The organism is Fibrisoma limi BUZ 3 (assembly GCF_000296815.2).
In the GTDB taxonomy this organism is placed as follows: domain Bacteria; phylum Bacteroidota; class Bacteroidia; order Cytophagales; family Spirosomataceae; genus Fibrisoma; species Fibrisoma limi.
This window is the reverse complement of the sequence record NZ_CAIT01000009.1, coordinates 754,854-777,424: the sequence shown is the minus strand read 5'-3', so window position 1 is coordinate 777,424 and position 22,571 is coordinate 754,854. Positions and strand designations below refer to the sequence as shown.

Genomic DNA, 22,571 nt, shown 5'->3' with positions numbered 1-22,571 from the left:
GAAAGGAGAAAGGGATTGCTCTACAGCGTCCTCTTCTCCTTTCCGCTTTTTAGCCTCTTATTTTGTCCAGTTCAGGGCGTTAATGAACTGCCCTATTTTACGGCCTTCCCGCAACCCTGTATCATTGTCCTGCCGGGTATGAATTCCACCCAGGAACCGCGACCAGGCTGACTCCTCGGCTGCTTCCCAGAATGATTTGTAGGAACGCGCTTTAAACTCAACATTACGGACCGCGTCCCGTATCCGCCCAACGTGGGAGTTGTCGGTAAAGGCAAACTGTTCGCCATAGAGGCCCGTAAGAACAGTAGCTGTTGCAGCCGACTGCGTCGCATGGCCCGACGAATAACCCGGGAAGGGCGGGGCCGGCCAGAAGGGTATCCAATTGGGGTCAATTGCGCGCCGGACATAAGTGTAGGGGCGTTCATTATTGAACGTGTATTTACATTTCCAGCACATGACGAACGCGTCTGCAACGGCAATACCGGTACGGGCAAGGGTCTCGGCGGCTTTGGCCAGGTTTGCGTTAGAGTTTTGAATAACAATACGGGCAATGTTGTAAGAGTGGCCGGGCGGTGTGAAGGTTTCGCTGGGATCATCTGCCCACCAGACTGCAATCTCCTTCTCTTCCTGGGTTAACGATTTGTGTTTGGTGTAGACTTCCAGGTACTGCGCGAAATACTGCGATTTTATGTCCGTAGAAACTTGCAGTGGGTATGGGATGGTCATGGTTGTAACCGCACTCAGAAAAGTTCGGTTTTTTCCCCAATACGGTTGCATGGGAATCTTACGACCGTTCTCGGTTGGTTGCCAAAGGCCCGGTCCGGTGGGTACTACGTAGTTGGCCGGGAAGTTACGGTTGTAGCCTTCATGACCGCCATCGGTCTTCGAGTAATCAAATATAGCCGCAGCAATGGCCCGCCCGAAGGCAACGGAGCGCTCGTTGATGGCGTCATCTGTCTCTTTTAGCTGGGTAAACAAAGCGTTCTCCAACGAGTCAACCCTTGCCTTACCGGCGTCATTAAGGTTGGCAAAAAGACTTTTCAGAATGGTGGCCTGAGCAGCGTTTGCACTGATAGCCCAATTATATCGTTGGTTGGCCTCGGGTTGAGGGAGTGTAGTAAACTCCTGAAGCTGACCTACGAGTGAACGATGCGTAGGTAGGCCGGGTACAATCGATTCGTACATGGTAAGGCCCGCATACCCGAACGCACGGGCTGCGACCGGTGGAGTAAAACCGCTGGCGGTTCGGACCAGTTGCAACTCTAAAGAACTCCACTTCAAGGCCACCTCGGCATTGTATTGATCGGCAGGCTTACCGGTTGCATCGGGAGCCAGGGGCTCGTCGGTCGGTGTTTGACAGGCTTGCAAAACGATCAGGGCTAAGCAGACCACAAATTGCCCTAAGCGATTTCGAGACCCGGACGACGTTGGAGAATAAAAATCAAGTAAATTGTGCTTCATAGTTGCTGGTGGTTGACAAAAAGTCCGACAGCATTTTATCTAATGCATTTATTTTAAATGATTTGAGCAAAAATGTTGCCAGAGCCATGATCCTTTTTTCAGCGGTTGTTCGGGAGGAATTGTAACTTGTCATCTCTGGTAAAACTATATTTTTTGTTCGGTATAATTTTTCTCCATGCGTATACCTGAAGAAACCGTCGAGCGAATTCGTCAGGCGGCCGACATCGTCGAGGTTGTAAATGACTTTGTTTCACTCAAGAAGCGAGGCAGTAACTGGATCGCGTGTTGTCCGTTTCACAACGAAAAGACGCCATCGTTCAACGTTAATCCGAGCCGACAGATCTACAAATGTTTTGGCTGCGGAAAGGCGGGCGATGCCGTAAAATTCGTGATGGATGTCGAAAATATCGGCTATGGGGAAGCCTTGCGGTATTTGGCCAAAAAATACGGCATTGAAATTGAAGAGCAGGAGCAGACACCGGAAGAGGTCATTCGGCAGAACGAACGCGAAAGCCTCTTTATCGTTCTCAATTTTGCCAAAACGTTTTTTCAGGAAGCTTTGCTGACATCTGAAGAAGGGCAGAGCATTGGGCTGAGTTATTTTCGTGAGCGAGGGTTTTCGAATCCTACTATCGAAGCGTTCGATCTCGGCTATAGTTTTGATCAATGGGACGCACTGCTGAAGGAGGCTACGCAACGGGGATACAACCGCGAATTGCTTGAAAAAGCAGGGCTTGTGATCAGCAAGGAAGGGGCTGACGGCGGTTCTCATAAACTGTTCGATCGCTTTCGTGGCCGGGTCATGTTTCCAATCCATAATGTATCAGGGCGTGTGATTGCTTTTGGTGCCCGTATCCTCAAAGCCGACAAAAACCAGCCAAAATACCTTAACTCTCCCGAAACCGAAGTATACCATAAAAGCCAGGTTCTGTACGGTATTTTTCAGGCAAAACAGGCCATTCGTCAGGAAAATGTCTGCTATTTAACCGAAGGCTATACCGACGTTATATCGCTGCACCAGGCCGGTATCAAAAACGTAGTGGCGTCGTCAGGTACTTCACTTACGATCGAACAGATTCGCCTGATCAGTCGATTTACGCCTAACGTTACCATACTATACGACGGTGATGCTGCAGGAATTAAGGCTGCACTTCGCGGCCTGGACATGGTATTGGAAGAAGGCTTAAACGTAAGTATCGTTACGTTCCCTAACGGTGAAGACCCCGATAGTTACGTTCGACAGGTGGGCGCCGAAGCCTTTAAAACATACATCCGGCAGAATACGCACGACTTTATCCGGTTCAAAACAGATATGCTGTTGCGGGACGCTGGAGACAGCCCTTTCAAGCGGGCCGAGGTGATTTCGGAAATTGTCAGCAGCATTACCCGAATTCCTGATCCCCTTCAGCGGCAGGTATTTTTCCGGACTACTGCCCAGCAACTGCATGTTGATGAACAAACGCTGATCTCCGAAAGTAATCGCCTACTTCGAAAGCAGCAGGATCAGGTTCAAAAGGATTATGAGCGGCAGAAAGAGCGACAGAGCCGTCAGCAACCAACCGGTGGCGGACCAGCCGAGCCGTCGTTCGATGATATCAATGCTTTATTGAACGAAGCGGGAATTGAGCCATCTTTCAATGAAGAGGTGACAGAGCCCGTTCAGCGGTCTACTGCCGACCGAGGCAAAGCTGTTCGAACTCCTCTTTCCTATCAGGAGGAGGAATGCATTCGGCTACTGATCAACCACGGTATGCGAGAGCTGGAGCCGGGAGTTACATTGTGCCATTACATACTAAGCGAATTACATGAAGTTAACTTTCAAACGCCACCTTATGACGTAATGCTGACGCTGTTCCGAGAGGCTTACAGCCAGGGGAAAATCTTGACATCTAATGATTTTTTTACCGTACCTCAGGAAAACGATCTTCAGCATCACGCTATTACATTGACTACACCTCGTTATGAGATCAGCGAAGGGTGGATAAAGCATGAGATTTACGTACCATCGGAAGAAGAGATTGGTATTCTGGCTGATGCTGCCTACCGGAATATATTACGGATTAAAAAGATGCTGGCTGAACAACGGATGGCATCGCTGCAACAGCAGTTACGCGAATCGGTGGGGAAAACTACTGATGAAACCGACCAGCTATTGGTGGAATTTATGCACTATAAACGTATTGATATGGAGATATCCAGCTTGCTGGGAACGGTTATTTCAGGATAAAAAGCAAAAGCCCCAACCCATAGGTGTGGGGCTTCCTTTATCATGGGGGAAGGTGAACACTAAGCTTGTGCTGTTGTGAACCGCATCAATTCTTTATCGATTTTGCGGTTCAGCTCTTCCAGCAAGCGAGCATGCGATTGCAACTGGCCAGGCTTGGATGGTTGAGCAGAGCGACCGGGTTTTTGGCCGGTCATATCAAGTAACAGCGTCATGAGTACATCACTCATATGCTGACGTAAAGCCGTAAGCGTACGGAGACGTGTCCGGTTTGCCGTGGGCTGTCGCCGAGCCGAAGCCTGCAATGCATTGATCACTTCGGTCAGCTGCGAATAGCGCCGGTGGAACTCCTCAGTCGCTTTCACCCAATCCAGAATCACGTTTTGCATCTCTGCCGGTGTAGCTTCGTAGCCAAACGTCGGCGTTTCATCTTGCTTCATCATACAAAAGTTCGCAAATGGTACTTGCTGATCGATGAACCAAAATAGTAGCCCTAAATCGTTAAAAACAACCTGTTTTGTGTGAAATCACCATTTGACCAGACGAAATCACCTAATTTTAGTGTGTTATATTTGGGTGATTTCATCCATGTCTGTAGTGATTTCAGACGAACGAGGTTGCAAAAGAATCAGTTATGTAATTAGATTCATCTCCTGATACCGAAAACTTGTCATGAATCAACCGATCAACGGCCAGGACGCCGAACGTAGCACAACCGGCAAAAACTTTTCGATTCGACGTAAAGATTTCTCTATCCTTGTTGCTCAATCCGAGTTGTTCAACTGTGAAGTGTTGAGCCAGTTGTTGAAAGAGCAGGGATATAATGTGGTGGGCCGGGCTGTTGAAATGGAAGATACACTTCAACAGATCAGGGTTAAGCGCCCTGAGTGTGTGATACTTGAGTCTGAAATTTCAGGCCGTCGAAGTTTTGATATAGTTGAGCAAATGCGGGAGTCAAATCAGCGGACTAAGTTCATTTTATATACAAGCAAGCCCGATTTACGATTAGTTGCTAACGCAATGCAGATGGGTTTTTTGGCTTTTTATATGCCAGTGACGGCTTGGAGGAACTATATAAGTGCTTTCAGACGGTAAGTAACGGTGGTTGTTACTATAGCAGCGGATTTATGTCGTTACTTAAAAATTACGGTGTAGAAGTAATGGCAGAAAGCACCCGAAATGAGTTGAGCCGTTTGTCTGATCGTGAGCGTGAAGTGCTCCGTATGGTTGCCAATGGTCACACAGCCAATGAAATTGCCGATCAGTTAGGTATTAGTTACCGGACTGCCGTAAACCATAAAGCTAGAATTGCTCAGAAGTTGGAATTGAAAAGCTGTAGACAACTGCCTCGATACGGAATATCAGTGAAGAACTACCTTTAGGCGAAAACAAGTGAGCCAGTCGACTCATCTGCGGAGGTAGAGCGTTGACTTCCCTGTAGCCACTCTCTGAATTCCTGCATTCTGGCGCGGGGAACAACAATTTCATGCCTGTCGGGAGTGTCAAGCCTCACGATATATTTGCCGTTTTCCCAGTAGGCGTAGTTCAAAACGGACCGTCTATTGACAATATAATCGCGCTTGATACGGAAGAAATGAAAGGGGTCCAGCTCGGTTTCTAAATCATTGAGTGTTTTACTGATCAGATACCGTCCTTTTGACAATTCTGCATAGTAATACCGCTCCTCAACGGTAAAGAAATAGACATCCGTAACAGGAAAGTCTAATTCCCCATGAGCGTTTCGGCCTTTTAAGTGACCGGTATAGGTACGAGATAGGGCAGGAGCAGGTTCGGGAGGAGATAACTGAACCTGAGGAGTAATGGTACCAGCAGCTTTTTCTCGGTTCTCATCTTCCTGCCGACGGCGCAGGTAATCAGAAAACAGAGAGAGATTGGTGGCGGCATACCCAATGAGGAGTACCGGTATAAGATACTTGAAATACGTGGCGAACGTGAACGTATTTGCTATGTAAGTATGCCAGTAGTTTGAGAACGAGTAGTTCGGAAACCGTTCAAGTAAAAAACGGACTGTTTGGGTAACAGGATTAAATACGAAGAATGCTAGTAAAATGACAGGTAGCAATCGTAACTCATAACGGCCAATAGCTGGCCAACTAGCTTCTATCGATTTAATCTTAAATACAACATGAAATTCACTAAGAAGAGTGAGAAGTATATATAGTGTAAATATTTCGGGTAAAAGCAGGCTACGTAGAGAAAAGCCGAAATATTGTAGAAAACCACCTGCTCTTTCAACCATCCCCATCTTTACGGGATAGGCAAGAGACCAAGTCATGGTCTCTACCAACAGGACAACTACCATTAAGATAGCTATACTTTTAATTGGCCTACGTAAATATGTTCGATGTAACTGTAACTCCTTCATTATCCCTTAGCATAAATCAGTACTAAGATAGTGGTAATATTTGACTATTTCACCACCTCATATTGAGACTTTTTTGCGATTGATGCCCCTCTATTAAACATAGACCTTTGTAATGTTCAAACAGCGCAACGGATGCGCTCTCACAAAGGAAACTAACATCAAATCGTAAAGCTACAAAGTCCCATGAAAAAGCAATTCTCTATCAAGCCGGTCCAGAACCAAAAGAACGCTGTTGCCTCTGCTGCCAAGAAAGAAGCTCACAACCTGCTGAAGTTCCTCAAGCCTGGCGAGTGCTGCGAGACGATGCCTTACTTCCACGGCCTCAACCGCGAAACCGTTTTCTCTCTCTAATCCATTTCACCCGGTTATCGCCAAGGCTGGTCTTCTATTCTGACGACGCGATAGCCCTTATGTCACAGGTTACACCTATCAAATCGTAAAGCTACAAAGTCCCATGAAAAAGCAATTCTCTATCAAGCCGGTCCAGAACCAAAAGAACGCTGTTGCCTCTGCTGCCAAGAAAGAAGCCCACAACCTGCTGAAGTTCCTCAAGCCTGGCGAGTGCTGCGAGACGATGCCTTACTTCCACGGCCTCAACCGCGAAACCGTTTTCTCTCTTTAATCAACCTTATTCTAGCATTACCATGTCATCCGCATTACGTCTGTATAAGCAGGAATTGACTCGGTGCCGGGAAAACTTCGAGCAAATCGATCTGCACAAAGAACGGGGGTACCTGATGAAGTTTACGACTTTCTCAGCCAATATGGAGAACATTATGCCCTCCATCCCCCGTAGTAGGCACGAGGCCCTGTTCCATGAGCTGTTACTGCAACAGGTGTTTACCATGTTTGATCACCAGTGCCTCTCTGCCGGCGATCTGATCAAGCTACGGGGTGCGCATGATTGGGCCTTGCGGCAAGATAGCCCGCGTATATACTGTACTTATCACTTCGGTTCTTACCGAATATTAACCAGTTTATTGTTCCGGCGTGGCACAGATTGTGTGCTGCTGATTGGGAATAATACAAACCGTCATCAAGGAGACGACATACTTGCGCACATCGACGAATTGCGTCGACAGCGTAATTGCAAGAATTCTTTCCGGGTCATCGAAGCGGGCCATCCATCGGCCGGACTGTCGGTTCTGCGTGAATTAAAAGCTGGAAAGTCGCTGATTGTGTACGTTGATGGTAGCCCCGAAACGGCTCCGGAAGCAAACGAAACTGATAAATTTTTATCAGTAAAGCTGGGGAGCCGGCGCGTGTGGACTCGCAAAGGAGTTGGTTATCTATCCCACGCGGCTGGTGTACCGATCGTACCGGTGGTGACGTACCGGCAACCCGATTTATCTAACGTATTACACTTCCTTGACCCGATCCGTCCTATCCGAAACAGCGACCGGGAAATGTATTGTCAGGAAGCAATGCAACAGCTCTACGATGCGCTCTGGGCTCAGTTAATCCAGAACCCCGGCCAATGGGAAGGATGGAACTACATTCATTCATTCCTCGAGCGGGAAACACCAAAACAATCGTCGTCCAGAAAACGGCCTGAACATCCCACCTTTAATCAGGATCGCTATACGTTATGCGATTTGGAGCAGGCACCCGTTCTGTTTGACAGACGGCTTTATCAGACGTATGAAATCTCCGAGGATCTTCGCGATCTATTGTTAAACCTAAATGAAGTAGACTCGGTTGAAGGCCTCGTTGGCGAAGAAATGTTCGGCGAACTAGTAGAGATGGAAGTTCTGTGCTAATCGCTCTAAAGCAAAAGCACCTCGCTGGGATGTCAATCTACCAGCGAGGTGCTTTTTTATGATTAATTATTAAAACGCTGATTACTTGGTCAAGCCCCGCTACCTACCTCAATCTCATCACCAGACTTGTTGTAAAACTTGAAGTTGACAATGCCAAGTGAGCTGTCTTTCACGAGCTTAATCCAAGTTTTGTACTTAACGTACCATTGAATCTGACGTGAGTAAAAGCCTTTGGTGAAGTAGGCATGCAGAAACGGGTGAACAGCAATGGATACGCCCCGTTCATTTTGTCTGGTTAAAATATAATCAAGATTATTCTCAATTACATCCGTTACCAGCACACTCGCCTGAATTGTACCGGTACCTCCGCAGGTAGGGCAAACCTCGCGGGTAACAATGTTCATCTCGGGCCGGACTCGCTGACGCGTAATCTGCATCAGCCCAAATTTGGTTAGGGGCAGAATTGTAAACTTGGATCGATCCGATTTCATCTCGTCGCGCATGATGTCCTGCAGGAGCTTTTTATTTTCCTGCTTTTTCATGTCGATGAAATCGACAACGATAATACCGCCCATATCGCGTAGCCTAAGCTGCCGGGCAATTTCTTTAGCCGCTTCTCGGTTTACGCTGATAGCGGTTGCCTCCTGGTCTTCCTCTGAGTTTGATTTATTGCCGCTATTGACGTCGATAACGTGCAGAGCCTCAGTATGTTCAATGATCAGATAACCACCACCTGGAAGGCTAACCGAACGTCCGAATAGAGATTTAAGTTGCTTTTCTAGCCCGAGGGCTTCAAAAACTTTCGTTTTCCCGTTATAGAGCTTTACAATTTTCTCTTTTTCGGGCGCAATGGTGTGAATGTAATTTCTGATTTCGTCGTACGACTCCCGAGTGTCAACCGTAATGCTGTCGAACGACTCGTTCAGCATGTCACGCAGGATGGATGATGCCCGATTCATCTCACCCAGTACCCGATCCCGGGGTTTGGCTTCGGCTAGCACTTTGACAGCCTGCTCCCATTTATCGAGCGAGTTCTGCAAATCGCGGTCGAGTTCTTCAACGTCTTTACCCTGAGCAACTGTCCGGACGATAATGCCGAAATTTTGCGGCTTGATTGACGACATCAGCCGAATCAGGCGCGATCGTTCGGCGCGATCGGTAATCTTTTTAGAAAGGTTAACGCCGTCCGAGAACGGAACGAGAACCAGATAGCGACCTGCGATGGATATATCGCAGGAAAGGCGCGGGCCTTTGGTTGAGATGGGCTCTTTGACCACCTGAACCAGAATCGGAGCATTTTTCGTCAGTACCTTATCGATCTTTCCGATTTTTTCGATCTCCGGCTCCAGTTTCATACCGTTGAGCCGGCCGGTAGTGACGCGCTTGGCGATTATGTCTTTGACAAACTTGTTGAGCGAATTAACATTCGGCCCCAAGTCCTGATAGTGCAAAAAACCGTCTTTTTCGTGACCAACGTCAACAAAAGCCGCGTTAAGGCCCGACGAAAGTTTTTTGACTGTTCCTAAGTACAGATCGCCAACGGTGAAGCTGCTGTCTAACTCTTCTTCGTGATACTCCAGCAATCTCTTGTTTTGCAAGAGTGCAATCCGATCACCTTTCTGAGTAGAACTGATAACTAATTCATTACTCACAAGATGAATCTACGGTTAAGATGACTGTATAAAAAGAAAGAAGCCACGTTCGGACCATTCAGACCGGCACGAGGCTTCCGCAAGATGAGTTTTCAGTTTATAGTTTTCAGTTTGAAGTTATCGGTCAGAACTCTATAACTGAAAACTGTAAACTACAGAACTGTAAACTATTTCTTTTTATGCCGGTTCTTTCTGAGCCGCTTTTTCCGCTTGTGGGTGGCAATTTTATGCCGCTTCCGTTTCTTACCGCAAGGCATTGTGTAAACGTATTTAAATGGTTTAATAAGTGACGGCCAGCCACTCGGCAAGCCCTTTTTTGCTGGTTATACTATTTACGGGTTTCGGCTGAATCTAGCTCACAAAATGAGAGTAGCTGAAAACCGCAGACGTTTAACCGAAAGCTACTGTAAGCGTTCCTCATACTCGCGGATAGCCGCTAGTATCTGTGGATCTTTCTCTTGTTCTTTTACCTGCCCAAGCACCCGTAATGCTTCAGCTTTCTGACCAGCCTCCGCCAGGCTAACACCCAGGTAGAACTGAGCTTTCCGACTTGAGGGATTAACCACTATGATCTGGCGGAATCGCTCAATCGCTTTTTGGTACTGTCCTGAACGCATCGACAACAAGCCCAGATTGAACAGGGCCAGCTCGTTGGTCGGATCTTGTTGCAACACCTCGCGCAGCAACATGATTCCCTGCATCGGCGTCTGGGTATTGACATACGTCATAGCCATGTTTGCCTTAGCAGCCAGCAAGTTAGGATTTTTTTCGAGCGCTTTTTGATAAAATTCCCGTGTTTTTTCGCCGAGACTTGCTGTTTTTGCTTCGTCTACCGCGTAGGTATACGCTTCAAAATATTGATCGCCCGCCCGCAGCAAATTGCGTTCATCGGGCTGGACGGAGGCCAGCAGGCCAGCGTAGTAAGCGGCACTGTCGAAACGACTGGCTTCACGGAAAAACGTAATCAACTGTTCACCGGCTGCCTGTTTGGCAGCGGTTTCTGAGACCTGAAACTTGGCCCGTAGTCCCGCCACCTGTTTTTGTTGCTCAGGTGACAGCGACTGTTCATGATTCATCGTTGAGTTTGACGTAGCTGCATCCGTAGACTGGGATTTAGTTCCGTCAGCCTGGCGTGCCCCTGACGTTTGCGACGTATGCCCACCACCCTCCGTTGCACTCAGCTGCTTGTTTTCATCGCGCACAACAACCTTAGGCAGGGAATACAAACCTGCTGTAAGGGCTGAAGCCAGGACAACAACAAGAAGAATGGATTTACTCATGATGAAAATGCGTCGCAAACGTTGCAGGGCTACCGCAGATTACTCAGCCGAGACTTTCGCTTTATCGCTGGTTTTCACCTGCTCAACGAAAATCTTGGCGGGCTTAAAGCTTGGAATATAGTGCTCGTCGATTACCATAGCGGTATTCTTCGAGATATTACGGGCTACTTTCTTCGCTCTTTTCTTGTTGATGAAGCTACCGAACCCTCTCACATAAATGTTCTCCCCCTCGGCTAACGAGTCCTTAACTACCGAAAAAAAAGTTTCCAGAGTATGCGTTACTTCCGCCTTATCGATCCCGGTCTTATCGGCAATCTCTGCAATTACGTCTGCTTTCGTCACGACTTTTAAAACTTTAACGTTTACTATAATGTTGAAAAATCAGGTGTCCAAAATGGGAGCACAAAGGTAGGGCTTTCCATTAAACTTTAAAAGTCATATTGCTCAGTTTTCCTGCCAGGCAATACAAATTTTGCTTTTACTTTGGATTGGCTATCAGACTATAACCCTTCGGTCAAACCTGTTTTTGCCCAAACGCTCGAACGTTGGTACGAACACCACAAGCGCGATCTTCCATGGCGACACACAAATGACCCGTATCGAATCTGGCTTTCAGAAATTATTCTTCAGCAGACCAGGGTTGCCCAGGGCCGACCGTACTACGAACGGTTTGTAGCCGCCTACCCAACCGTGTCGGACATGGCCCGGGCTGATGAGCGCGAATTGCTTCGACTCTGGCAGGGATTAGGTTATTACTCCAGGGCCCGAAACCTGCACCAGACTGCCCGTTATGTAACCCTTCAACTGAATGGAAAGTTTCCTGAAACGTATGATGAGTTACTGAAAATGAAAGGGATAGGTTCGTATACGGCCGCAGCCATTGCTTCATTTGCCTTTGGAGAACGAGTACCGGTTGTAGACGGGAATGTTTATCGGGTACTCGCCCGGGTGTTCGGTATCACTGAGGATATCACAACCACAAAGGCCAAAAAAACCTTTGCAACCCTTGCGGTAGAGCTTATTCAGGCGGCTGATAATCCGGCTACGTATAATCAGGCCATTATGGAGTTTGGGGCTATACAATGCACGCCGGTTGCACCTGATTGTTTACTTTGTCCACTCCAGCAGCAGTGCCAGGCTTACCTGACCGGACGACAGCATCTGTTGCCGGTTAAGAGTAAGAAGGCCCCCGTTCGGGAACGTTATTTTACGTATATAGTATTCAGGCAGAACGGAAAGGTTGCGATGCAGGAGCGAATAGCCCGGGACATCTGGCAGAATTTGTACGAATTTTTTCTCGTTGAAGACGAAGAACCGGCCGTTCCGTTGACCAGACTAGCGTTTCCCGATCCCATAGCAGCGTTACTGAAAAAGGGTGTTCAGACCGGCGTTCCCGTTGACATGATGCAGTTGCTTTCGCACCAGCGTGTTCGGGCCTGGTTCTATGAAATTGAGCTGCCCGACAACGTGGATACACCCTTGCCGACAGGCTTACAATGGTATTTGACGGCCGAAATTGATGAACTTCCGAAGCCCGTTCTGATCACTAACTATTTGCAACGATCACTTGGATAAGTGGTTTCATTTCAGTATCTTTATCCTCCTTAAGCCACCGTACATTTTAGACAATCCAAACAAAAAATTTAGCATGGCAAGCCTTAACAAAGTGATTTTAATTGGTAACGTGGGTAACGATCCTGAAGTCCGTTATTTCGATGGAGGAGGTGTAGTAGCCCGTTTCAGCGTTGCCACCAACGAGCGTTATACCACGCGCACCGGCGAGCAGGTTGAGCAGACGGAGTGGTTCCGCGTAGAGGTTTGGAATGAACAGGCCAAAACAGTTGAGAAATACCTTCGTAAGGGTCAGCAAATTTACGTTGAGGGCCGTCTCCGGACTGAGACGTACACCGATCGTGATGGTAAAGAACGTTTTTCGCTGGGTGTTCGGGCTACCACCTTTCAGTTTTTGAGCAGTGGCCGTCCGGATGGTCAGGAGGAATCATATCAGCAGGCCCCGGCCGCGCAGCCGGAACGGCCGCGTCAGCAGGCTGCTCCAACCCCTCAACCCCAGTCTCAGCCGGCTCCTCGTCAGCAGGCCGCACCCCGCCCGCAACCAGCCAAGCGGGAGCCCGACCCGGTGTCGTTCGAAAGCAACAGTGGCGATGATGATTTACCATTCTAAGCCGCTGGGGCAATTGTTGAACCTGATTTAAGTTGCATGGACCTTAGTGATCCTCTTCCTCGAAAGGTGCTCCTGGCCGGTGACGGCTGGGGCACCTATTTTGATTTATATGCCCCGTATGTGGCATTGATTCTGCTGCTGATGACGCTGGCCGGTTTAGTGTCAGCTTCTGAAGCTGCTTTCTTTTCTCTATCTCCCGAAGAACGGGGCCGTTGCCGGGAAAGTGACCGGGCTGAATACCAGCGTATTTCCACCCTGCTCGACCGCCCCAAACGGTTGCTGGCTTCGCTGGTTATCTTCAATAACCTGCTGAATATTGCCATTGTCGTTATCGTAACGTACCTGACCTGGGAGTTCTCTCAGGCTACTCATGCCTCGGTTGGGTTGCTGGTAGGTGTTACGCTGCTCACAACGATTGCTATTGTCCTGTTCGGCGAAATAATTCCTAAAGTGTATGCCAGCCAGAATAATCTGACTGTGGCTCGTCGTACAGCTCCGCTGGCTCAGATTGGGCTGTTTGTCTTTCTGCCGTTATCCAAATTGCTCGTAACGCTTAGCAACCAGGTCGATAAACGAATACAACGCCGTGGGTATCGGCTTTCGGCCGAGGAACTTAGTCAGGCTGTTGAATTAACCGGTACCGACGCCACCTCCGAAGAACGGGAGATTCTTAAGGGCATTGTTAATTTCAGTAACCTGACGGCCCGCCAGGTGATGCGCGCCCGGCTCGACATTTCGGCCGTGTCAGACGATCTGTCGTTTTCGGAACTGATGGCGCAGATTAATGCGTCGGGTTATTCCCGGGTGCCGGTTTTTCATGAGTCGCTGGATCAGGTTGAGGGAATTCTGTACATTAAGGATCTCCTGCCCCACCTGCACAATGATGATTCGTTCCGCTGGCAGGCTTTGCTGCGACCGGTGTTTTTCATTCCGGAAACCAAGAAAGTGGACGATCTGCTCCAGGATTTTCAGAAACGACGGGTTCATATGGCCATTGTCGTGGATGAGTATGGCGGAACGCGTGGGCTCGTTACGCTGGAGGATATAATCGAAGAAATTTTCGGCGACATCAACGATGAATTTGATGAGGAAGACCCTGTAGGTTATCGGCGGGAAGATGAACGTACGGTGGTGTTTGAAGGAAAAGTCCCCCTAACTGATGTTTGTCGAATCCTGAATGTGGACGCCAGTACGTTCGAGGGAATTCGGGGTGAGAGCGAGTCGTTGGGTGGGCTGCTGCTGGAGTTGTTCAGCCGGTTGCCCAAAGCTGGTGAAGAGGTAACCAGCGCTGGCTTTACGTTTCTTGTGCTGTCGGCCGATGATAAGCGGATCAATGAAGTCCGGGTTACGAAAGTAGCGGATTCAGTGCCGAATCAATAACCGCTGGCTGTGGCGCTGGTTATTCCATTGACATTGCAGAATATACAGCCCATCGGCAAGCCCCATCGGCAACCATACGGTTTGCGGCTGGTCAGCGCGCACCTCATGCGTTTGATGCCAGACCATACGGCCGTTGAGATCGGTTAATGATAATGTCCACGTACCGCTGCGTGGTAACTGAACGGTAAAAGACGTACCGTCGCTCGGGTTTGGATACACGAGGGGTTGTGGTAACGCTTCGTCGGGTACCGCCAGTATGAGCGGAGTACTGTACTGCACTGAGCCATCGGGCAATTCCAGCCGAACGCGATAAATACGGCTACCGGACTGGTCAAGTGGCTCCGCAAACGAATACAGATGCGAAAACTGCCCGTCGACTATACCTTCTACCTGGCCGATTGTCTGAAAAGATCCTGACCTTTCCTGACGTTCAACAAAAAAGCGGCTGCCTGAGGGTTCATGGGTGGTGAGCCAGTAAACGTATGAGAAAGCGCTGTCCTGCTCGGTTTGCTGATCAACAAAAAAACGCCCGGACTTGCCAGGGGTGGTTACACGAAAAGCAGGGGTGGGGTTTCCAACGATCATGGCTGGATTAATTGCTACCACCCGAAGCCGGTACGTTCCAGCACTCAATGTATCAGGCAAGTGTACCTCTACCGGCCCAAATCCTTGTCCTTGTCCAACTTCCATTACGTACCAGCCCCGATCGTTGAGCAACTGTACCGAGACATCGGGAGAACTCTCAAAGCCGATTGTGGCAAACGGAACACGAAGGGTTTCTCCGGCCGACAGCTCAGTCGGCACCAGGCCTGTTTGAATAAACTGACGCGGTTGCTGAGGTTTTGACCGGTCGAAAAAGCTATCGGTCAGGCTATTGTTCCAGGAGCGGGCAAAAACAGATACCCCCTGTACCCCATTTGGGATGTTTTCGAAATGACCGTGTTCGGGACGTGGCGACTGGATGGTGTCCGTATCGGGACCTGCCCACACATTGTTGTCAGCCCTGTTTATCAACGAATCCTGGGCAGCCCGGATAGCCTGATTGGGAACAGGCCCCGCCGGGGTTATAGAACACCGGGATATAACCCAGGTCAGATCCGCTGCAAAATCAGCCCGGCTGTGATCAATCAACTCCTGCACCAAGCGGCAGTAATCGTCTTTGGTTGTGTGGAGCGGCACAGCATCTGACTCGCCATGATGCCATAGTATCGCCCGAATGCCGAACGAACTATGGTAATATTGCAATGCATTCCGTAGGTTGGTGTAGGGTTGTAAAAACGGCCAGTATGTACTGTTAAATATGTTTTTGGCAGGAATGCCATTGGCCGTGGCGCTCCAATTCTCGGCCACCGTAGCCGGAATAGCCACGTTGAAAAAAGCGACTGGTACGTGGTAACGGTCGGCAATCTGGTCGCCCAGTTCACCCCAGCACCAGGCTGTTTCGCCGGTCGGAAAGATTAGGTTATTAGCCTCGAGTTGGGAGAACATGGGTACGGGAAACGGCTTGTCCGAGGATTCCAGTACGTTGTTTTTGTTCCAGAACCGGTTCCAGGCATTGAACGATACTACCCGGTCGGAGGCTCCTTTTGCCCCAAGTTTAGGTAGCCCCATTGCATTCGACTGTCCCGCAATCAGAAACACTTCACCGATGCCCACGCGTGATACCGTCGCCTGGCTCACGGTTTTGTTCGTCCTGATTCCCCGAACTTCCAATTGAAACAAGCCAGAGGGGGCCGTAATGGTACCCTGATACAGTCCATTCCGGGGCGTTTGTTGAACCACTTTCCAGTCGGTGGGGCGGCTGGTTGAGGAATTGATTGGGACAAGCCGCGCTTCAATGCGATCAACAGGGACAGAAAACGTACCAGCAATAGAAAGCGGGGCTGTATTGTGCTGGTTACGCTGTATAACAAGTTGGGGTAGGGGATACGAAATGGTTAACTGCGCGAACGCATGCAATGAAAAGAAAACATAACAACAAATGATGAGTAACGGTTTAATCAAGCTGGACATTATCGAACTACAGAATCAACTAGCCTGTAAAGGTAAGGCTTTCCGGGCAGTTAAGCCGTTAAATAATTCAGCGAATGGTAGTTAACAAACAGATTGCCCAGCGATCGAACCGGGCGGTTGAGCTATTGGCCAGGGCAAGTTATGTAGCAAAAGCCATCTTCTACGGCAGTATTGCCACGTTTATATTCCGATACAGGGCAGGTTTAAGCGCTCCCGAACCAAACCGGAATGAGGTATTAAAACAATTAACAGAAAACCCATTTGGAAAAATTCTGATCGGGCTGATCGTTATATCGCTGGCAGGTCATACGTTGTGGCGCCTGTACGAAATCTGGAATGACCCGTATAAAAAAGGGAAAGGGGTAGGAGGCTGGCTATACCGGCTCAACTACCTGATGAGTGCTATCACCTACGCGTCGCTTGGGGTTACGGCCTTTAAACTGGTAGTGACAAACGAGAAGAGCGATGGCAACGGTAAGAAGATCTGGGTGGCTAAACTCCTGCAAATCGAAGGGGGTGATTGGATTGTGATGCTGGTCGGTGGGGTTATGCTAATTTGGGCAGGCATGCAGGTTTACAAAGGGCTGTCGGGCAATGTGTACAACGCCTTGAAAATTGATCGGCTGAATCGTATCTGGAAGGTAATGTTGCGGGTAAGTAGTCTTGCCGGTTTCCTAACCGTGGGTGGCATTTTGGGTGGCGTTGGCGGGTATCTCGTGAAAGGTGCTCTGGCCAAAGACCCGGATTGGGTGAAAAACATGGACGATCTGATCAAGGCGCTGTGGGCGGTTCCGGGCGGATCGTGGCTGCAACTGTTAGCGGCTGTAGGCTTAGTCATGATGTCGTTGTTCATGCTGGCTATGGCCCGGTACTTTCCTGTAAAAACGGCTGAGTAGTTAGTCGCATTTCAGACCCAAAGGCCCCGACCGTGGTTATAATCAGCACTCATACGACCGATCGCTGCCCGTGAATGCGTGAGCAGCCCTTTTCTACGCAATTGCCGAAACCGCCATTTTTCAAGTAATGACAGGCGTCCGTCAACCACGGCTCCGAAGACAAGCAGGCGCTCTAAACCACGACGGACTTCGGGAGGGGCCTGCGTCAGGCGTTCCGCAAATTCGCCGGGTTGTGGAGTGCTGGTGCGAAGATTAAACCGGTCGAGCAGGGTTTCCGTGAAAAGAAAATGAGCGTAATTGTATTGTCGCTTGAGCACAGCGATGTATTGTAACGCATCGAGAATCATAGACCGGAACTGCTCGTTTTTCCCCAGTTCGTCGTGTAGTTCGCCTACAAACTCCCGTATGGTGGTTGGGGCCATTACCCGAATCTGCGCTTCGTGGACCACCTGCCACGACGCATACGCATTCCAGAATGCATAAATAGGCATGCCAGCCAGATCAATAACCGGCCGAAGAACGCGACTGAACAGGCGGCTCAGGGCATACCGTAGTATCTGAGCACTGAATACCGCTTTCAGGATATTCAGCAGGAAAAACGTAGCCAATCCCCAGCGAGGCAGGTTCAGATACGGGTCGATGCCCAGCCTCGGTACCACACGGGTCGAACGCCGACGTCGGTGCGAGGCCATAGCGATGTCCTTAAGGTGATGGTCGTAGCGGGCATCATGAGCGCGGGGAAACTGGCAGGCTGCCATTATCAGTTTCGTTGCCCGGAGGTTGATACTGATTAGTAAAGTGATTTCCAGATAAACCAGTATCAGTCCGTAGAGCAGCGCCGTGATAGGGAGCGAATAGGTCTGACCGAAAAAAGACAAGGGAAGTTCGACAAACAGTTCGGGCCAGCCATACTGTGGTAAGTACATTAAAGCCACACCCAATACGCCAATCAGCGCGGCAGCAACCAGCGTTTGCCGTCGGACGTGCCGGATAATGCGGTGTTCGGCTTCACTCAGTACATAGGGTTCGTCGTGCGGGTGAGGATCGTTGAGGGCCTGCCGCAGGTAGCGTAACGCCAGATGGTCGAGCGGGCCGCGGTTTTCATTTGGAGGCAGGGTTGACATAGTCAGCAGAGACAGTGGAACTATCTCCACAACTAAAAAAAGCGGGCTCTTGTTAGCAATTTCATGATAGGTCATGGGCACTCACCAGAACAAAATCGACGTACATAGTATATCTATTTCAGGGGCCGCTTTAGTCATTGATAAATCAGAAAAACTATGGGCCCATTTCGTTTTGTCGTTGGTTGTTTGCTGGCCACACAGGTTGCCGCACAGACGGTTGCACCGTCAAAGCCTGCCCAGCAGCAGGTTAAAAATGAGATGGCAGCGGTTACCCAGCGTTTCCTGCAACTGCTCACGCCGGAGCAGCGGGCGCAGGCTACGTATCCTTTTGATAATGAGGAACGCTTCAACTGGCACTTTGTGCCGCGTACGCGTAAAGGCCTGCCCCTGAAACAGATGACCGATGAACAGCGTAAGGCAGCGATGGCCCTGTTGAAAACCGGCCTCAGTGATCAGGGATACGACAAAGCGACGGCCATCATGGACCTGGAGAATGTACTGCGCGTGGTTGAAAACCGACCTCCGAATGATACCTATCGTGATCCGGAGAATTACTCTTTCACCGTATTTGGCGAACCGGGCGGCCGCGAGCCGTGGAGCTGGCGTATTGAAGGGCACCACATCTCGCTGCAATTCCTGTCGCTGACGGGACGGGTGCTGGCGCAAACGCCGACTTTCTTCGGCAGCAATCCGGGCGAAGTGCGGGCCGATGTTCCTCAGAAAGGAAAACGCGTGCTGAAACAGGAAACCGATCTGGCCTTTGCGTTGCTGAAAACGCTCTCGGATGAACAGCGCAAGCAGGCGGTTATTGGCACCGTGGCATATCCTGAAATCATTACTAGTAACAAGCGGAAGGCATCACTCGAAAAGATGGAAGGCCTGACGCTGACCGATATGAAGGCCGATCAGCGCAAACTCTTTCTGGAACTCCTGCAGGTGTACCTCAACAACTACCGCATTACGCTAGCTAAGCAGCAGTTTGCCCGGTTGGAAAAAGCCGGATTGGATAAGCTGCGCTTCGCCTGGGCGGGCGACCTGACACCGGAACTGGGCGAGGGGAAAGGCTGGTACTACCGTATCCACGGCCCAACGATTCTGATTGAGTACGACAACACACAAACGAACGCAAATCACATCCATACGGTGGTGCGTGATCTGACCAACGATTTTGGGGAGGATCTGCTTCGCGAACATTATGAGAGCCAGCACAAAGCGAAGTAAGCAGGTAGTACACACCGAAGTACACGCTGCATAGTTTTAAGTTTTTTTAAGTCACTCGATTAGCTGTTTCTTTGTATCTTGTCAGAATAAACACTGACGGCCCGGCGTGGTTATTAAATCAACGTCAAGCTTCCATCTCCGACGCCGGTCTGTTTTACTTTTTATATGAAGAAACTCCTTTTAAGTGCGTCGATCTGCCTGCTGTCGATGGCAGCTTCGGCGCAGGATACCCTACAGTGGTATCATCGCGATCCCAAAGCAGATAATATACCGGGTATCGCTACTGACCGGACATACCGCGAACTTCTGAAAGACCGTAAGCCAACTCCTGTGGTAGTCGCCGTAATCGACGGGGGCATCGATTCTACTCACGAAGACCTGCGTCGGGTGCTGTGGGTCAATCCAAAAGAAATCCCCGGCAACGGCAAAGACGATGATAAGAACGGCTACGTGGACGACATCCACGGCTGGAATTTTATTGGTGGGAAGGATGGTAAAAACGTTCAGTACGAAACGGCCGAGGTAACTCGTCTCTACAGAAAACTACGACCTCAGTACGAAGGAAAAAACCGCGCTTCGCTTAAGCCAGACCAGCAGAAAGAATACGATCTGTACGTAAAGACCAAAGCTGAGGTTGAGTCGAAGCGGCTCGAATACCAGACGCAGTATCAGGGTATCAAGCAGTTCTACGAGCAGTACACCACCATTGTCGATGAACTGAAAACATCTCTTCAGAAAAAGAACCTCGATACCACCGATCTTCGGCAGGCGGCTTCGTCGTCGCGGCAGGCCGGGGCCATCTACCGGGTGCTGAAACAACAGGATGTAGCCGATACCGATGCCATGAAAGGGCAGTTGGACAAAATTCTGGATGAGTTGAAAGCCCGGGCCGAATACGCTTACAATCCGGACTTCGACGGACGCGCCGTGGTTGGCGACCAGCCCGAAAACGTGAACGAGCGTAACTACGGAAACGCTGATATCATGGGGCCTGATCCTTTCCATGGTACGCACGTAGCCGGTATCATTGGTGCTGATCGCACCAATTCGCTGGGTATTCTGGGCGTGTCGGACGCCGTTCGGATTATGGGGGTTCGGGCCGTGCCGGATGGTGACGAGCGCGACAAGGACGTAGCAAACGCCATTCGGTATGCGGTCGATAACGGCGCTCAGATCATCAACATGAGCTTTGGTAAAGACTACTCGCCCCAGCGCCAGGCAGTTGAGGAGGCTGAGCGATACGCTTTGTCGAAGGGAGTGCTGCTCGTACACGCAGCCGGTAACGACGGAAAAAACCTTGATACCACGGCGAGTTACCCGGCCGATAAGTTCATGGACGGCAAGGAGATTCCGAACATGATTACGGTTGGAGCAAGCAGTAGCTCAACCGGCGACGAACTAGCCGCTAGTTTTTCTAACTACGGCAAAGGCTCAGTCGATGTGTTTGCTCCGGGTAAAACCATATTCTCGACCGTTCCCGGTAGCCAGTATCAGAACAGCGATGGAACGAGTATGGCCGCTCCTGTCGTAGCCGGCGTAGCTGCGGTGCTGAAATCATACTTTCCGAAGCTGACCTACGCGGATCTGAAGCGGATCATTGTGCAGTCAGCCGTCCCGTACAAAACCCAGGTGAAAAAACCGGAGAGTAATGAAATGGTCGATTTCTCAACGCTGTCGAAAACGGGCGGGGTTGTGAACCTCTACGAAGCCGTGAAACTGGCGCTGGCTCAGGAAGGCGATAAAGCTAAATAAAATAATATAAGTTCATATACCGGACCGTTTGCCGTTTTCTGAAACGGTGAACGGTCCGTTTGTGTTTATAAAGGTGGAGTGGGCAGCAATCCGTGCCCATTGGATATTGAGATTATTACTTTATGCCTAAAGCGTTTCGATTTGAATTAAGTACCCCTGTTATTGACGACCGTCCGGTTTTTGTGTCCGGTAATTTCTGCGATTGGGCACCTGCCCCCGAATTGTTTCAGATGCAACCCGTTGGAGCGGGTGAATACGTACTCGACTGGCCAGCCGGGGTGCCATTACCCGAGGAACTGGAATATAAATATAACAAAGGTGGCTGGGAGCATGTCGAATTGGGGGCGTCCGGTGGCGGGGTCCCCAATCGGATCAGTATTCGGGACCAGCGCATTGAGCGTAATCACGTACCGCATTGGCGCTGGTACGGTCGGCCCTTCAATCCTGACCTCAGACCTACGCTGATTAGTAACGATGTGTATCTGCCCCAGCTTGATACCACCCGCCGGGTGAATGTGCTGCTTCCCTACGATTACGACACTAATCCTGAGAAACGCTACCCTGTGTTATACCTGCACGATGGTCAGAATCTGATCGGCGAAGGCGTTGGCTACGGTAGCTGGAATGTAGAAGAGAAAATGGCCATTCTGGCAGGGCGCGGGCATCATGAAGTTATGCTCGTTACTATCGACCACGGCGTGGAGGAGCGCATCCGGGAGTATACCCTCGGGCGAACCAGGATCGGCGATGGCCGTGGGCACCGCTATCTGCAATTTATCACGCAGACACTCAAACCATATATCGACAAAACGTTCCGGACGTTGCCCGAACCTAGCTGCACGGGTATCGGAGGAAGTTCGCTGGGGGGGCTGATCAGTATTTATGCCGGTCTGGTTTACCCGGACGTATTCGGACGGCTGATGTTGTTCTCACCGGCGCTCTGGACAACTCCCAAAATCTACTTCGATGCGATCAAGTTTGAGGCCGCCGTGCCAATGAAGATTTATGCGTATGGGGGCGAGGCTGAATCGGCGTATATGGTGCCGAATATCAAGCGGTTCGAAAACGCGCTGGTCAAGCAAAAATACGGCGGGTATCCCATTGAGCTACAGGTATCAGTTGATCCACTCGGGGAACATAATGAAGAAACATGGGGAAAAGAATTTCCTAAAGCGCTGGAGTGGTTGTATTATTAAGCATACTTGCTTAGTTAATGCTACAGACGCTGCTCCTCTGCGCT

Annotated in this window: 21 protein-coding genes; 13 read left to right on the top strand and 8 right to left on the bottom strand. The window is 49.8% G+C overall.

Going from position 1 to position 22,571, the window contains the following annotated elements:
* Positions 1-57: 57 nt before the first annotated feature.
* A complete protein-coding gene (locus tag BN8_RS22785) occupies positions 58-1,461 on the bottom strand; it encodes a vanadium-dependent haloperoxidase (protein WP_009284305.1) in 1,404 nt (467 codons plus the stop codon).
* Between the two features lie 175 nt (positions 1,462-1,636).
* On the opposite strand from BN8_RS22785, the gene dnaG reads away from it, so the two are divergent.
* Entirely contained in the window at positions 1,637-3,688 is a 2,052-nt protein-coding gene (dnaG, locus tag BN8_RS22780; protein ID WP_009284304.1) for a DNA primase, read from the top strand.
* Positions 3,689-3,747: 59 nt separating this feature from the next.
* On the opposite strand, the gene BN8_RS22775 is transcribed toward dnaG, so the two are convergent.
* Entirely contained in the window at positions 3,748-4,128 is a 381-nt protein-coding gene (locus tag BN8_RS22775) for a hypothetical protein (protein WP_009284303.1), read from the bottom strand.
* A 229-nt stretch (positions 4,129-4,357) separates the two neighbouring features.
* Between BN8_RS22775 and BN8_RS33685 the strand changes: the two genes are divergently transcribed.
* Together BN8_RS33685 and BN8_RS33680 are read left to right on the top strand one after the other, a co-directional pair.
* Positions 4,358-4,780, top strand: coding sequence for a response regulator (locus BN8_RS33685; protein ID WP_009284302.1), 423 nt, complete (start codon positions 4,358-4,360; stop codon positions 4,778-4,780).
* A gap of 32 nt (positions 4,781-4,812) precedes the next feature.
* The gene (locus BN8_RS33680; protein WP_229368281.1) at positions 4,813-5,067 is read left to right on the top strand and encodes a helix-turn-helix domain-containing protein; all 255 of its coding nucleotides are present in this window, start codon (positions 4,813-4,815) and stop codon (positions 5,065-5,067) included.
* Here the strand turns inward: BN8_RS33680 and BN8_RS22765 are convergent.
* On the bottom strand, positions 5,064-5,981 hold the full coding sequence (locus BN8_RS22765) for a LytTR family DNA-binding domain-containing protein (RefSeq protein ID WP_229368278.1): 918 nt from the start codon (positions 5,979-5,981) through the stop codon (positions 5,064-5,066). The genes BN8_RS33680 and BN8_RS22765 overlap by 4 nt on opposite strands.
* Before the next feature lie 273 nt (positions 5,982-6,254).
* Here BN8_RS22765 and BN8_RS33405 point away from each other — a divergent pair, with 273 nt between their 5' ends.
* From BN8_RS33405 to BN8_RS22760, 3 genes are all read left to right on the top strand, one after another.
* On the top strand, positions 6,255-6,422 hold the full coding sequence (locus tag BN8_RS33405) for a hypothetical protein (RefSeq protein WP_009284299.1): 168 nt from the start codon (positions 6,255-6,257) through the stop codon (positions 6,420-6,422).
* 103 nt (positions 6,423-6,525) lie between these two features.
* On the top strand, positions 6,526-6,693 hold the full coding sequence (locus tag BN8_RS33400) for a hypothetical protein (RefSeq protein WP_009284299.1): 168 nt from the start codon (positions 6,526-6,528) through the stop codon (positions 6,691-6,693).
* Between the two features lie 22 nt (positions 6,694-6,715).
* Positions 6,716-7,831 (top strand): lysophospholipid acyltransferase family protein, encoded by a 1,116-nt coding sequence (locus tag BN8_RS22760; RefSeq protein ID WP_009284298.1) that lies wholly within the window; start codon positions 6,716-6,718, stop codon positions 7,829-7,831.
* An 89-nt stretch (positions 7,832-7,920) separates the two neighbouring features.
* On the opposite strand, the gene BN8_RS22755 is transcribed toward BN8_RS22760, so the two are convergent.
* From BN8_RS22755 to BN8_RS22745, 3 genes are all read right to left on the bottom strand, one after another.
* On the bottom strand, positions 7,921-9,483 hold the full coding sequence (locus tag BN8_RS22755; RefSeq protein ID WP_009284297.1) for an Rne/Rng family ribonuclease: 1,563 nt from the start codon (positions 9,481-9,483) through the stop codon (positions 7,921-7,923).
* A gap of 401 nt (positions 9,484-9,884) precedes the next feature.
* Positions 9,885-10,763: a tetratricopeptide repeat protein gene (locus BN8_RS22750; RefSeq protein ID WP_009284296.1), complete on the bottom strand. Its 879-nt coding sequence runs from the start codon at positions 10,761-10,763 to the stop codon at positions 9,885-9,887.
* Positions 10,764-10,802: 39 nt separating this feature from the next.
* The gene (locus BN8_RS22745; protein WP_158600217.1) at positions 10,803-11,132 is read right to left on the bottom strand and encodes an HU family DNA-binding protein; all 330 of its coding nucleotides are present in this window, start codon (positions 11,130-11,132) and stop codon (positions 10,803-10,805) included.
* A 114-nt stretch (positions 11,133-11,246) separates the two neighbouring features.
* On the opposite strand from BN8_RS22745, the gene mutY reads away from it, so the two are divergent.
* The 3 genes from mutY to gldE all read left to right on the top strand — a co-directional run bounded on the left by mutY (position 11,247) and on the right by gldE (position 14,325).
* On the top strand, positions 11,247-12,338 hold the full coding sequence (gene mutY, locus BN8_RS22740; RefSeq protein WP_009284294.1) for an A/G-specific adenine glycosylase: 1,092 nt from the start codon (positions 11,247-11,249) through the stop codon (positions 12,336-12,338).
* 73 nt (positions 12,339-12,411) lie between these two features.
* Complete coding sequence (locus BN8_RS22735) at positions 12,412-12,945, top strand: single-stranded DNA-binding protein (protein WP_009284293.1); 534 nt, start codon at positions 12,412-12,414, stop codon at positions 12,943-12,945.
* A gap of 36 nt (positions 12,946-12,981) precedes the next feature.
* Positions 12,982-14,325 (top strand): gliding motility-associated protein GldE, encoded by a 1,344-nt coding sequence (gene gldE / locus BN8_RS22730; RefSeq protein WP_009284292.1) that lies wholly within the window; start codon positions 12,982-12,984, stop codon positions 14,323-14,325.
* Here gldE and BN8_RS22725 read toward each other — a convergent pair.
* Positions 14,308-16,284: a T9SS type A sorting domain-containing protein gene (locus BN8_RS22725; RefSeq protein ID WP_051041122.1), complete on the bottom strand. Its 1,977-nt coding sequence runs from the start codon at positions 16,282-16,284 to the stop codon at positions 14,308-14,310. The two genes, gldE and BN8_RS22725, sit on opposite strands and share 18 nt — an antisense overlap.
* A gap of 128 nt (positions 16,285-16,412) precedes the next feature.
* On the opposite strand from BN8_RS22725, the gene BN8_RS22720 reads away from it, so the two are divergent.
* Entirely contained in the window at positions 16,413-17,234 is an 822-nt protein-coding gene (locus tag BN8_RS22720) for a DUF1206 domain-containing protein (protein ID WP_009284290.1), read from the top strand.
* Between the two features lie 11 nt (positions 17,235-17,245).
* Here BN8_RS22720 and BN8_RS22715 read toward each other — a convergent pair whose 3' ends face one another.
* Positions 17,246-18,358: an LBF_2804 family protein gene (locus tag BN8_RS22715; protein ID WP_051041121.1), complete on the bottom strand. Its 1,113-nt coding sequence runs from the start codon at positions 18,356-18,358 to the stop codon at positions 17,246-17,248.
* A gap of 156 nt (positions 18,359-18,514) precedes the next feature.
* Between BN8_RS22715 and BN8_RS22710 the strand changes: the two genes are divergently transcribed.
* From BN8_RS22710 to BN8_RS22700, 3 genes are all read left to right on the top strand, one after another.
* Entirely contained in the window at positions 18,515-19,579 is a 1,065-nt protein-coding gene (locus BN8_RS22710; RefSeq protein ID WP_040006452.1) for a DUF3500 domain-containing protein, read from the top strand.
* 165 nt (positions 19,580-19,744) lie between these two features.
* Entirely contained in the window at positions 19,745-21,331 is a 1,587-nt protein-coding gene (locus BN8_RS22705; protein WP_009284287.1) for a S8 family serine peptidase, read from the top strand.
* A gap of 122 nt (positions 21,332-21,453) precedes the next feature.
* The gene (locus BN8_RS22700; RefSeq protein ID WP_009284286.1) at positions 21,454-22,527 is read left to right on the top strand and encodes an alpha/beta hydrolase; all 1,074 of its coding nucleotides are present in this window, start codon (positions 21,454-21,456) and stop codon (positions 22,525-22,527) included.
* The last annotated feature ends 44 nt before the right edge of the window (positions 22,528-22,571 follow it).